Here is a 14,179-nt window from a genome sequence, read left to right as displayed (position 1 = left end):
TAAATTTATATTATTAAAATCCTACGTTAAGACCTAAACTATAAGTTCTTGGTCTTGGGTATAAGTTATAATCTATACCAGTACTGTTTTCCGGATCAATCCCTTTGTATTTAGAGATTACGAATACATTCTGAACATTTGCTGTGATACGCAGATTTGCTTTTGAATTTGGTGAGAAACGGCCAAAGTTATAGGCAAGACCAGCATTATCCATTTTCAGGAAAGAAGCATTGTGTATATAATAATCACTCAGGTATTGGTTATTCGAAAAATTAGTATCGAAGAACGTAGTGCTTGCGTTATTAATTAATCCGCTAGGACTTAATATATTTCTGTTTACACCAAGATTAGAGGAAACGTTGTCATAAATATAGTTACCAATATTAGCACGTAACACTGTACTTAATGTTAGTTTTTTATAGGTAAATGAGGTGGTGAAGCCCATTATATATTTAGGTACAGGTGACTTGTAGAAATATCTGTCCTGATCATTCACTACCCCATCATGGTTAAGATCTGCATATACACCTTCCAGAGGTTTTCCATCTGAACCATAAACCTGTTTATAGACGAAGAAAGAACCTGGGTTATAGTTAGGCGCATTCCATTTTAACGTAGTACCGGTTGCACCAGTAATATCACCAGCACCTACTTTAAAGTTAGGGTCCGGGTTCAGGCTCAGATTGGTCACTTTATTTTTATTGTAAGTAAAGTTGAAGCCCATGTCCCATTTGATATCATCTGTTTTAATGATACCTACATTGATACTTGCTTCAATACCTCTATTCTCCATGTTACCCACATTAGTTAATAACTGGTTACTAAAGTTTGTTCCAACTGCAATTGGTACAAGACTTAACAAGTCTTTCGTTTTTTTGTAATACACATCTACACTACCATAAACTCTCCCATTGAAAAATCCATAGTCAATACCTGCGTTATAAGTTGTAGAAGTTTCCCATTTCAGGTCTTTATCATATTGAATTGGAGTAAACATATGATAAAACTTATCTCCGATCTGGTACTGCGATTCATTCACGCTGGTATAATAGTTAGGCAGATAAGTATAGTTACCAAAACCGTCCTGCTGACCAGTAACCCCATAACTTAAACGCATTTTCAAATCAGAGAAAACTTTGCTGTCTTTTAAGAATGATTCATCAATTGCTCTCCAGGTAAATCCTGCTGATGGAAAATAGCCCCATCTTCCGGCTTCGCTGAATTTAGAAGATCCATCAGAACGCATCGTTCCCGAAAGGATATATTTATCAGCAAAAGTATATACTAAACGTCCATAGTAAGACAACAATCTGTTCTGTTGGGTATCAAAAGGAAATACAGGGACTTTCTGTACTACACCAATTGCATTATAGTCTGTAAAATTATAAGTTGTCGTAGAGTTCTCGTAAAAACCATATCCGGCAGTTGCATTGATATTACTTCTGATGCTTTTCAGATCTTTATTATAGCTAAAGAAAGCTTCCGCTACTTTATTGTGCTGCACTGCCTCATATTGAGTAGCCGTTCCTAATGTTGCATTACTTTGCGCTGCATATTCAGGAACTCTTACTGTTCCATATCCTTTAGACACATCGTATCCACCGTTTACATTGAAGTGCAATTCTGGTAAGAAATGGAAAGAGTAGTCCAGTCTTAAATTACCAAAACTCCTGTCTGCTTTACCATTATTTTCTTTTTCTTCAATTAATCCAAGAGGATTTTTAGGTGCATTAGGATTTAATTGCCCTGTAGACCCTACCCACTCATAATAACCTCCATAGGCATTGTTTGCATATACCGGTTGTGTAGGATCAAAAGAAATTGCAGAAGCTACAGCATCTGTATTCGCAAAACGGGTTTCGCTTAAAGATCCTTTTAAATTCAGGTCTACTTTCAGATGGTTATCAAAGAAAGTCGGGTTTACGGTAATTCCTGCAGTGGCCCTTGTCATGCGGTCGGTACGTAACAGACCTTTCTGATCCAGGTAACCACCAGAAATTCTATAAGGCACATTTTTAAAGCTTCCTGAAATGCTCAGATTATTATCTGTGGTGAAAGCGCTGTTATAGATTACATTTTGCCAATCTGTATTCGCTGTTCCTAATAATGCTTTCTGTGCAGCATTACCATTGGCATTTACATAAGCACGAATCTGATCTGCACTTAACACGCTTACTTTCTTAGCTACAGTAGAATAAGAATTTACAGTACTAAAATCAATTGAAGGCTCACCAGATTTACCTTTTTTGGTCGTAATCAGAATAACCCCGTTCGAAGCTCTTGATCCATATATCGCAGTTGCGTTCGCATCCTTCAATACGGTGAAAGTTTCAATATCATTCGGGTTAATTAAGCTTAAAGGGTTACCAACCCCAGCTATCACATTACCACTTGTAGCACCAACAGTCAGATTGTTACCAAAAGGGACACCGTCAATAACGATCAAAGGATCATTACTTGCAGTTAGTGAGGCTCCGCCACGTACACGGATTACACTTCCTGATCCTGGTTGTCCGCCATTGGATACAATAGATACACCGGCTACTTTACCTGCGATCAGTTGTTCCGGAGAAGTAATATTACCCGTCTGGAAATCTTTTGAGCTTACCGTGGTAACTGATCCTGTCAGGTCTTTCTTTTGTACCGAACCGTAACCAATCACGACAACTTCATTTAAGTTTTGTGCATCTGGTTTCAGGGAGAAATTTGCTGCAGTATTTCCTTTTACAGTTACATTCAGATCAATAGAACTGTAACCGATATAACTAGCAGTCAGGGTAACCGGGCCATTGGCAACACCAGTAATTTTATAGGTACCGCTGGCATCTGTACTTGCACTTCTGCCCTGGCCTTTGATCAGTACTGATGCTCCCGGAAGGCCGATACCGGTTTCATCAACAATTTTACCAGTGATTGAACCGGTTTGTGCTTGTACAGTCAATGCTGTGATGGTAAAAACCAGTAGCAGACAATACCTCATCACGTAAAATACTTTCATATTTAATAGTTTTTTTTGGTTATATATTTGGATAATCCAGGGTGTGTATCACACACATCGTAAATTTACATTCGGGGATCATATTTCAAAATTTTATATCAAATAATTTTTTAACACAATATTTAATATTTCAAAAGATCAAAAAAACCCTAATAAATTCTACCAACTTTTTCATCAATATTCCAAAAACATCTAAATAAACATCTGATAATCAAAATATTAAATCAAAATAAGACCTCATAAAAGTGTTTTTTTTACACTAAGCCATTTTTGACCAGTTTTACGGGAACGATACCGGGAACGTTCCCGAACTTAGAGAACATTATTAACAATGACGACAGAAAAAAAAACTGGAATTCTGCGTATTTCCGGAGAAACCTAAAATATTCTGCTCAAAAACACACGATTTTTTTATAGAAATTTAACGTTTTTTTAACGTTCCGGAGGCTGTAGAATTTCGCTTCACAAGTTTGGATTCGAGTATGATTTTTTCATTGACATTGACTGTCTCAGGGCGCTCCAGCATTTTGAATAAAAGCGATGCTGCCTCCACTCCAATCTCTGTAGATGGCTGGGTAACTGTAGTTAAGGAAGGGTTCAGTAAAGGTGCGATCTGCAGGCTCGAGAAGCCCACAACTTTGACCTGTCCGGGGATATTAATGTCAAGATCATTGCAGGCATAGTAAGTCGCAAAGGCCAGACGTTCTACAGAAGTGAATACCCCGTCAGGTTTTAGGTTTTTCAGCATATCCTTCAGAATTACATTATTCCTTTTATAGCTATTGGTACAATCTACGATCAGGCGATCATCAAAAGGGATCTTATATTTTGCCAGTGCATCCAGATACCCCTGCATCCTGGTTTTACCGATTGAAAGGTTCTTATTAATAACTAAACAGGCAATACGTTCACACCCCTGTTTAATCAGATGTTGTACAGCAGAGAAGCTGCTGTCATAGTCATTGGTAATGACTCTTGGTGTAATAATATCTTCATATACCCTGTCAAAGAAAACCAGCGGTAGTCTTTTCTGGTGGAGCTCATTCAGGTAATTATGATCATTGGCTTCGCCAGATACGGACATAATAATCCCGTCAGCTCTTCCATTATGAAGATGTCTGATAAAGGAAACTTCCTTCTCATACTCATCATCCGTGGCATAGATCAGAATATGATAACCTTTAGCTCTGGCTACCCCTTCAATTCCATGAATAACCTGTGCAAAGAAATTATTGGCCAGTTCGGGAACAATCACAGCAATAGTTTTACTGCGCTGTTCTCTTAGATTGCTTGCATAATGATTTGGCTGATAATTCAGTTCTTTTGCAGCCGCCAATATTTTATCTTTGGTTTCTTTACTGATATCACTATTATCCCGAAATGCTCTGGAAACAGTTGAAGTCGATAAATTAAGCGCTTTCGCCAGTTCTTTTATGTTGATATTACGCATCTACGCCCCTGCAATTATTTTATAGGGTAAATATAATCGAAAATCGGTAACCTCTCCTAATTAATAATTTGGCCCCCTCACACTGCCCTCATTTTTAGAATGCAGTAAGCCAGGCCATTGTATAAGAATGAAGACACCATAAATTAACCCTTTAAGCGTAAAAAAACACTTCAAAAACAGACCAAACGACCCAATCATAAATCACTGACTATCAATACAGTAAACATACCTTGTCGAGACATTGTTCGAAGCTCTTTCAGGGGTGCTTCAGACCTCATTCAATTTTTATCGGATAAACACTGAATTTAAGGTGAATTACTTTTTAAATAAAAATTAAATACTATAGCCTAACCATAGTATTTAACCACATTGTGGTAATAGCTCATCCTAAATCAGACAGGATTCCATCCAGTATAATCAAAGGTTTCTTCCTGCATAACTATCTTCTACCTAACCCATCTTCCCGGCCATCCTGCAACAGGATATCGTATAAAAAAAAGGTATACCAATGTGAGGGAATAGCGTTCTTTTCCTTCTTCAGGAAATTAATGCCCACCGAACATGGTATACCTTTTTTTATTAGGGTAGACTTAGCCCCCCCAACGCCACTCCCCTGCAATCCTCAGCGGCTCTTCCAGGTTGTTCTCTTGTAAAAACTTCTTCAACTTATCCTCAGTCTGTACTCCTACAGGAATAACCTCCGTATTGGCCAGCGCATAAGTCAGCATGGCACTATACCTTACCGTATTCTTCAAACCCTGTTCATCCACCAATTTAAAGCTATCTCCATCAGAGTGATAAAACTGTCCCGAATGGTTCGGCAATTGGCCGCCCGTGCCACCGCCCGTAGGAATTCCTGCCAGCATAAAAGGCTGGTGGTCGCTATGTAACCATGCACCAGCAACAAACAAATTCTTAAAACCTGTATCAATTTTAGCGATCTGGCTGCCCCAATCCGTAAACGCGCCCTTCATCTCTACCCTGCTTGTTGCAAACCCTTTAGGATCGTTCGTCATATCATAATTCAGCATGAACCTTACCTTCTCTAACTCATGTTTCTTTTCCGCCTGGGCGATATAAGCCTTAGACCCTAACAAACCCTGCTCTTCGCCCATAAAAAGAATAAACTCAACCGTACGCTTCGTTTTCAAATTAAGTGCTTTAAAAGACCTTGCCATATCCATCACAGCAAAAGAACCGATTCCATTATCAATGGCACCCGTAGCCAGATCCCAGCTATCCAGGTGTCCGCCGACAAGTATCTTCTCCTGTGGAAGCGATTCACCCTTCAGTGTAGCGATCACATTTCTCGCTTTAATCATCCCCGAGAAATTCGTCATATTTAAACTCGCGTATTGCGCTTTTGACTTCAATTGCTCTTTAATCGCTATACCATTTTCCAATCCGATACACACCGCTGGAATTGTAATCAGTTTGCCCGTTACAGAAGCCGTACCGGTCAGCAAAACACCACCCTTTACTCCATTGATAATGATAATCCCTACTGCGCCATGCTGAATTGCAATAGCTGTCTTTTCAGAACGATGTAAAGAAGGAGTTCCTTGCGGCGATCCCGGTAACACCCCCAGATAAACCAAAGCAATTTTTCCCTTAACCTTCCCTCCATCTTTCACATAATCATCTTCCAGGCCATTTCCCAAATCTATCACTTCAGCTGTAACAGCCGATTTTACCGGCGAATGTGCGAGAGCTACCGAAGGTATAGCCTTCAAAGAACCTTCTCCATCCCCTATTTTCGTTTCATTACTGATTCTGCTCCAGCTTTCCACTTCGAAAGGCTGATAGCGCACATCATAACCATAAGACTTAAATAAATTAAAAGCATAGGCTTCCGCTCTGGCCCCATTGGCAGAACCCGTTAAGCGGTGGCCAATAGTCTCCGTAGCAGATTTCAATGTACTATAAGCTTTGGAATGCTGTTGTACATCAGTATTGATCTGATCAAAGGCTTTACTGTAATTATCCTGGGCATGCGCAGAAATTGCCAGCCCGGCAAGAAAGAGAGAGGAAAAAATCTTCATGGAAATATATTTCGATTAAAATAAGCTTTTAATTAAAATATATAAACACAAAAATATCGTGTATAGAAATTGTTACTTTTTACGTTCCGTAGTATAGCGGACCAATTGTTCAAGGCCTGTTCTGGCCTCACTTTCTTCAAAAGTATATAAGATATCAAATGCTTCCTGCTGATACTGCGTCATTTTCTCTGTCGCATAATGTACCCCATCTTTGCTATTCACAAAATCAATGATCTGCTGTATTTTGGCAGGTTCATCATTATGGTTTTTTACCAGGTTGATCATTTTCTTCTTCTCTGCCTTATCCGCACGGTTTAAAGCATAGATTAGTGGAAGCGTAACCTTCTTCTCCTTGATATCTATCCCCAGAGGTTTACCCACATCATCAGTACCAAAATCGAAAGTATCATCTTTAATCTGGAAGGCAATACCCACCTTTTCACCGAATAAGCGCATTTTTTCAATAGTCTCATCGTCAGCACCAGCCGATGCAGCACCACAGGCACAGCAGGAAGCAATCAGCGATGCAGTCTTCTGACGGATCACATCAAAATAAAGTTCTTCACTGATATCCATTCTGCGCACCTTTTCAATCTGTAATAGTTCTCCTTCGCTCATTTGCTTTACAGCTTCAGAAACGATTTGCAGAAGGCGGAATTCATTATTGTTTACAGAAAGCAGAAGACCTTTGGCCAGCAGATAGTCACCTACCAGTACAGCAATCTTATTCTTCCATAAAGCATTGATTGAAAAGAACCCTCTGCGTTCGTAGGCATTATCCACCACATCATCATGGACCAGCGTTGCAGTGTGCAATAACTCTACCAGAGCAGCTCCACGGTGTGTGGATTCAATAATCCCACCGCAAAGTTTAGCGGCAAAAAATACAAACATAGGTCTGATCTGTTTACCTTTTCTCTTGACGATATAGTGTGTGATGCGATCCAGTAATGGGGCGTCACTATGCATTGAAGCTTTGAATTTTTCTTCAAAGACTGCTATATCTGCGGCTATGGGTTTCTTAATCTGATTTATTCCCGGCATTCAGGTTTGAAAATATGTGCAAACTTAACTAAATTCAGTTAATTCTGGTTGAATGAAATTTTAAAATTAAATTATTACGATTAATGTTGAAGCGTGATGTGTTTAAAGATCTGTTCTGCATGTACCCTGGAGTTCTCAATAAACCATTTATGCGTGTCCATACCGCCGCAAACTACACCCGCAAGGTATAAACCAGGCAGGCTTGTTTCCATTGTTTCAGGATTATATGCAGGTGCAGAAGATTCACCTTCAAGCTGTACACCCAATTTTCTGAGCATCGCGAAATCAGGTTTATAACCAGTCATCGCAATCACAAAGTCATTCTCCAGTGTCAGCGTTTCCTGCTGTGTTTTGATCGTTACAGTATCTTCTGCTATAGCAGTCACTTCTGCATTGAAATAAGCCTTGATCTCTCCCTCTTTAATCCTGTTTTCTATATCCGGGCGTACCCAGTATTTCACATAAGAACCAATTTCAGCATTACGGATTACTAAAGTTACTTTTGCCCCTTTACGGTAAGTTTCCAATGCAGCATCTATAGCAGAGTTATTTGCCCCGATGACCACAACATTCTGAAAAGCATATAAATGCGGATCTTTATAATAATGTGCCACTTTAGGCAGATTTTCTCCCGGAATATCCATTAATAGCGGCACATCATAAAACCCTGTGGAAATAATCACATTTTTAGTTTTATAAGTTCTTTTAGAAGTCCTGACTTCAAATGCTGCTGCAGATACTTTATTCACTTCCTCTACCTTTTCAAAAAGATTGATCTGTAAATCAAATTTTTCCGCCACCCGGCGATAATATTCTACCGCTTCATTCCGGTTAGGCTTAGGGCTGATGCTTACAAAAGGAACCTCACCAATCTCCAGCTTCTGGGAAGTAGAAAAAAAAGTCATAAAAACAGGGTAATTATACAGACTGTTAACCAGTGCACCCTTTTCTATAATCACATATTTAAGTCCTGCCTTTTTGGCTTCTATCCCACAAGCCATGCCGATTGGGCCTGCACCTATGATCAGAACATCATATTCTTCCATTAACAAATCAGGATTTAATTTCTTTTACAGAGTTATCTGTCCGTTTTAAACTTGTAGAACGGATTGCAGCATAACCCCCTTTGATATCAATTACACGGTCTGCCCCTCTTGCTTTTAAAATAGAAGCGGCAATCATAGAACGGTAACCACCTGCACAATGGATATAATAGGTTTCAAGCGGATTAATCTCATTTGTCCAGTCATTGATATAATCCAGCGGACGGGTCAGTGTACATTCCAGATGCCCCGCTTCATATTCACCGGGTTTACGTACATCCAGTACTTTTAGATCAGGATTTGTATATACCACGTCCTCAAAATCAGCCACTGCAATGGAATCAATGGTATCCACGTCTTTACCGGCAGCTATCCAGGCAGCTATTCCACCTGCCAGATAACCGATCGTCTCATCGTAACCTACCCTTGCTAAACGGGTAATTGCTTCTTCGGCTTTGCCTTCTTCTACAATTAATAACAAAGGTTGTTTCAAATCGGTAATCAATGCGCCAACCCAGGGAGCAAACTGTCCGTTCAAACCAATATTAATTGACGAAGGGATAAAAGATTTAGCAAATTCCTGTGGATCTCTGGTATCCAGAATCAATGCACCCACATGATTTACAGTTGCTTCAAACTCTTCCGGCTCCATCGGGATTAATCCCTTTTCTTTAACGTCAGCAAAGCTTTCATAGCCGTTTTTATTGATAGCTGCATTTTTTGCAAAATATTGTGGTGGTGGTAAAGTACCTTCCGTTACTTGTTTGATAAAATCTTCCCGGCCAGAAGTTTTCAGTGCATAATTCACTTCCTTCTGATGGCCAAGGGTATCAAACGTTTCTTTACTCATATGTTTACCACAGGCAGAACCTGCCCCATGTGCCGGATAAACCAGGACATCATCAGGTAAAGTAAGAATTTTTGTATGCAGGGAATCATACAGTGTACCTGCCATATCTTCGGCAGTCAGTGCACCCTTTTGTACCAGATCCGGTCTGCCCACATCGCCAATAAATAAAGTATCTCCTGTAAAAATACAGTAAGGCTTACCCTGTTTATCACTCAGCAGATAAGTAGTAGACTCTGGTGTATGCCCCGGAGTATGTAAAGTTGTAATCGTCAGCTCCCCGATTTTAAAGGTTTCGCCGTCGGTTGCTATATAAGAATCAAATGTAGTCTGTGCGGTAGGGCCATAAATAATTTTAGCTCCTGAATGCTGGGCAAGATCAACATGTCCTGACACGAAATCAGCATGAAAATGTGTCTCAAAAATATATTTAATCTGAGCGCCTGCCAGTTTAGCTTTTTTAAGATATGGCTGTACTTCTCTTAAAGGATCAATAATCGCTGCCTCTCCGTTGCTTTCAATATAATAAGCTGCTTCGGCCAGACAGCCTGTATAAATTTGCTCTATCTTCATTAGTCTATTTTTATTACGCTGTTAATTCTCCGCGCAAAGATTGCTCCATTAGCCCTGCAATTTCAGTATTTGTGAGATTTTGACCCATCAAGTACATTAGTTTGGTAACTGTAGCTTCAAATGTCATATCAAAACCACTGATAATGCCCATTTGCTGCAATTTTTTACTGGTTTCGTATTTACCCAGTTCCACTGAACCTCCCTGACATTGTGAAATATCAACAATTAATTTACCCTGATCTATGGCAGCCTGCAGGCTATCGATAAACCACTGTGCAGTCGTTGTATTGCCCGATCCGAAAGTTTCCAGTACAATGGCATCAACGGCAGATCTGGTGATCGCCTGAACAGCCTGTGCCGTAATACCAGGATACAATTTCAATACGCCAATATTTGCATTGAAATTTGATTGCACCTGTAAAGGCTCTTTTGGCAGCTCATTGATATAGTTATTATAAAATGACAGGTTTACCCCTGCTTCTGCCAGAATATGGTAATTAGGAGATTGAAAAGCTTCAAATTTCTCCGAGTTATATTTAATAGAACGGTTACCACGGAACAATTGATAGTCAAAATAAATACATACTTCCGGTACCATTGCAACCCCGTTATTTTTGGTAGCCACGATTTCCAGTGCAGTAATTAAGTTTTCTTTGGCATCTGTTCTGATTTCACCGATTGGCAACTGCGAACCGGTCAGTACCACTGGCTTTGCCAGATTCTTCAGCATAAAACTCAATGCTGAGGCCGTATAGGCCATCGTATCTGAACCATGTAAGACCACAAATCCATCATAATCATTATAGGTCTTTTCAATAATCCCTGCCAGCTCTGCCCAGATAACCGGATCCATGTTCGAGGAATCCAGAATGGGATCAAAAGAATGAACTGAAAGATGATAATTCAGACGGGCCAGCTCAGGTACATTCTGCTGGATCTGCTCGAAATCAAAAGGAATTAATGAACCCGTCAGCGGGTTATTGACCATACCGATAGTTCCACCTGTATAGATAATGAGAATTTTTGTCATGTAGGGCTAGACGTTAAATATTTTTATAGAATTGGCTGTAGTTACTTCTGCGACTTGTTCCACATGAATATGATAAATATCAGCAACTTTCTGTGCAATATGTACAAGGTAACTGCTTTCATTAGGTTTCCCTCTGTAAGGCACCGGTGCCAGGTAAGGTGAGTCTGTTTCCAGTACCAGGTGTTCTAAAGGAATATGCGAAAGCACTTCATCCAGACCTGCCTTTTTATAGGTAACAACTCCGCCTATACCAAGATAGAAACCCAATTCGATTGTTCTTTTTGCCTGCTCCAGGTTACCTGTAAAACAATGAAGAATCCCTCTCAGGTCATCCCCTTTTTCGGATTCAAGGACTTCGAAGACTTCATCAAAGGCTTCACGGCAATGGATCACAATAGGAAGCTTTAATGCTTTGGCCCATCTGATCTGTTCCCTGAAGGCATCCTGCTGTATGGCCAGTGTTGTCTTATCCCAGTAAAGGTCTATACCGATCTCACCAATGGCGTAAATCTTACGGCCTTCAATACTGTTATAGATTTCTGCAAGCACCTGCTGATATCCTTCTTTGACTTCGCAGGGGTGCAGTCCGGCCATAGCAAAACAGTTATCCGGATACTTTCTGACCAGATCATCAATCTTTGCGATGGAAGAGATATCTACATTAGGAAGAAATAAGCGGTCTATCTTATTTTCAAAGCAGCGCTGAAAAAGTAATGCCTGCTTTTCTTCTTCCGTTTCGTAATACAAATGTGTATGCGTATCGGTTAAAAACATAAAACAAAGTTAATAAAAAAACCCTGTCCGGTAATCCGGACAGGGTCTATAGTAATGATTAAAATCAAAATTATTTTTTAGCTGCAGGAGCCATAACCGGTGCTGCTGGCGCTGGTGCTCCTGTAGGTTTTTTGATGTCAGTAATTTCAACATCAAAAGCCAGTGGAGAGAATGGAGTGATACCACCCTGAGGCATTCCGCCTTCACCATAAGCTAATTTTGAAGGGATGATCAAAGTGATCTTTCCACCTTTTCCAATTAATTTAAGACCTTCGTCGAATCCTGGAATTGCTCTTCCAATAGTAAATGGACGTGGGCCATATTGTGCCATCTGGTTGTATTTACCTGATTCTTTAGCAATTTTCTCTACACTTGTATCAAAAATGCTTTCTTTACCATTTGATTTTTTAGTAAGTAATTTACCAGTGTAATTTACCATTAAAGTATCTGTAGGTGTAGCTCTTTGTGCATCACCAGGAGCAGTAATTACATACTGTAAACCAGAAGCAGTAGTTTGTACTTTTAATTTATTCTCTTCAATGAAGTTTTTGATTTTTCCTGCCTCAGCTGCTTTATGTTTAGCAACAGTTGCCTGGAAATCTTTCTGGAAAAACTCAGTAGCTTTTTTCTGGAAAGTTGAATCAGCTTCACCTTTAGCTTTGTGCATTACTTTTTCGATTTTCACAGTGAAAACCATGTATTTATCTTTTTGTGTAGCTGGTTTTGGCTGGTTTGAATATTTAGCCATTGAATCCAGGTCAATTTTGAAAGTAGCACTATCACCTTCTGCTAATAACATTAAAGCATCAGAGATATCTCCTGCCCATTGTTTTTTAGATACTGGAAATACAGCTGGCTGCTGAATATCATAAGTACTGCTGGTTACTGAATCTTTTTCAGTTTTTTGAATTGCATTGATTTTGATGATATCACCTTCAACGATCTTATCTTTTCCTTCAGTTTTGTGGATCGTGTACATCAGGCCTCCCGGACCTTTTTTGAAGTTGTTACAAGCCGCTAAACCAAGTGTAGCTGCAAAAAGAATTACTAATGTTTTTTTCATTGGAATATAATTGTTTTTTTAATGGTCATGAAGCTATCATATGCTACCCGATTTCTTTTCATTTCGGTTTGTGTGCTGCTGCACATGATGGTTTCATTTCAGATTTATTGTTTTTTATTTTCGTTTCCTAAAGCACGCCCCAGCTTTCCTGCAATTTATACAATATCAGCTTTACGCACTATTTTATTTTAGTTGTTTTTTCTTTTACAAAGAGCAAGTTTAAGCAAACTTTAAATTAATTAAGCAACAATTGAGTTTTATACTCTGATAAAATTGATTTAAAGTAGTTTACAGTATCGTCCAGGTTCTTATCAGAATATCCGCCGGCAGCATTTCGGTGTCCGCCGCCATTGAAAAACTTCTTACAAATCTCATTTGCAGGGAAATCTCCTGTTGAACGCAAAGATAATTTAACTTTATCCGTTCTTTCGATGATAAAAGCTGCTAATTTGATCCCATTGATAGAAAGTGCGTAATTAACAATACCTTCTGTATCACCGGTAACAATACTAAAACGCTTTAATTCTTCGGCAGTCACAGAGATAATAGCTGTATTATATTCTCTCAGAATCTCCAGCTTATTAGTCAGACAGTTACCCAGAAAGCGCAAACGGTTTTCTGTTGCATTATCATATACCAGCTGATGAATACGCCAGTGTTCAGCCCCTGCATCAATCAGATCAGCACCAATCCGGTAAACTGTTGAAGTGGCAGAAGGAAAACGGAAAGAGCCAGAATCGGTCATAATTCCGGTATACAGACAGGTAGCAATGTCCTTGTTCATTAATTCGCCGTCATTCAGTTCATTGACGATAAAGTCATAAACCAGCTGCGCTGCTGCACAAGCATTGATACTCCAGTGTCTGTAATCATCAAAATCCTCAGGATCAAGATGATGATCGATCATAATTTTATAAGCAGATGAATTGCGGATTACTTCACCAAGTTCGTTGATACGGCTTAAAGTGTTGAAATCCAGACAAAAAACCAAAGAAGCATCAGCAACTAATTGCTCTGCTTCCTCTTTCGCATCCGTATAAATCAGTACATCCGAGTTATTTGGTAACCAGTGTAAGAAATACGGATAGTCTGTTGGGGTAATTACGGTTACATGATGTCCCTTCTGGATCAGATAAGCATATAAGCCCAAAGAAGAGCCCATAGCATCGCCATCAGGTTTATGGTGTGTAGTAATTACAATTTTTTGCGGCGTTGCCAGCAATGTTTTAAGTTGGGAAAGGGATAGCATAATTTTCGTTGCAAATCTAATAATTTAATGAATAACAAGAGGTTTAAATTTTGGTGTTTAATATTA

The 14,179-nt window shown here is 39.4% G+C and carries 10 protein-coding genes; all 10 read right to left on the bottom strand.

Annotated elements, in window-relative coordinates:
* Positions 1-13: 13 nt before the first annotated feature.
* The 10 genes from HDE68_RS09155 to HDE68_RS09110 all read right to left on the bottom strand — a co-directional run bounded on the left by HDE68_RS09155 (position 14) and on the right by HDE68_RS09110 (position 14,113).
* Positions 14-2,998: a SusC/RagA family TonB-linked outer membrane protein gene (locus HDE68_RS09155; RefSeq protein ID WP_183881139.1), complete on the bottom strand. Its 2,985-nt coding sequence runs from the start codon at positions 2,996-2,998 to the stop codon at positions 14-16.
* A gap of 421 nt (positions 2,999-3,419) precedes the next feature.
* Positions 3,420-4,448 (bottom strand): LacI family DNA-binding transcriptional regulator, encoded by a 1,029-nt coding sequence (locus HDE68_RS09150; RefSeq protein ID WP_183881137.1) that lies wholly within the window; start codon positions 4,446-4,448, stop codon positions 3,420-3,422.
* 590 nt (positions 4,449-5,038) lie between these two features.
* The gene (locus HDE68_RS09145) at positions 5,039-6,490 is read right to left on the bottom strand and encodes a M20/M25/M40 family metallo-hydrolase (protein WP_183881135.1); all 1,452 of its coding nucleotides are present in this window, start codon (positions 6,488-6,490) and stop codon (positions 5,039-5,041) included.
* Between the two features lie 72 nt (positions 6,491-6,562).
* Entirely contained in the window at positions 6,563-7,534 is a 972-nt protein-coding gene (locus HDE68_RS09140; RefSeq protein ID WP_183881133.1) for a polyprenyl synthetase family protein, read from the bottom strand.
* 80 nt (positions 7,535-7,614) lie between these two features.
* Positions 7,615-8,580, bottom strand: a complete 966-nt coding sequence (locus HDE68_RS09135) for a YpdA family putative bacillithiol disulfide reductase (RefSeq protein ID WP_183881131.1) — start codon at positions 8,578-8,580, stop codon at positions 7,615-7,617.
* 7 nt (positions 8,581-8,587) lie between these two features.
* On the bottom strand, positions 8,588-9,997 hold the full coding sequence (locus HDE68_RS09130; RefSeq protein WP_183881129.1) for an MBL fold metallo-hydrolase: 1,410 nt from the start codon (positions 9,995-9,997) through the stop codon (positions 8,588-8,590).
* A 13-nt stretch (positions 9,998-10,010) separates the two neighbouring features.
* Positions 10,011-11,027: an asparaginase gene (locus HDE68_RS09125; protein WP_183881127.1), complete on the bottom strand. Its 1,017-nt coding sequence runs from the start codon at positions 11,025-11,027 to the stop codon at positions 10,011-10,013.
* A 6-nt stretch (positions 11,028-11,033) separates the two neighbouring features.
* Positions 11,034-11,801, bottom strand: coding sequence for a TatD family hydrolase (locus HDE68_RS09120; protein WP_183881125.1), 768 nt, complete (start codon positions 11,799-11,801; stop codon positions 11,034-11,036).
* A gap of 70 nt (positions 11,802-11,871) precedes the next feature.
* Positions 11,872-12,864 carry an FKBP-type peptidyl-prolyl cis-trans isomerase gene (locus HDE68_RS09115; protein WP_183881123.1) on the bottom strand — a complete coding sequence of 331 codons (993 nt, stop codon included), beginning with the start codon at positions 12,862-12,864 and terminating at the stop codon, positions 11,872-11,874.
* 235 nt (positions 12,865-13,099) lie between these two features.
* Entirely contained in the window at positions 13,100-14,113 is a 1,014-nt protein-coding gene (locus HDE68_RS09110; protein ID WP_183881121.1) for a DHH family phosphoesterase, read from the bottom strand.
* Positions 14,114-14,179: the final 66 nt, after the last annotated feature.

The organism is Pedobacter cryoconitis, assembly GCF_014200605.1.
Lineage (GTDB): Bacteria > Bacteroidota > Bacteroidia > Sphingobacteriales > Sphingobacteriaceae > Pedobacter > Pedobacter cryoconitis_B.
Note: the sequence above shows the minus strand (reverse complement) of the source record. Positions and strands in the feature narration are given on the sequence as shown.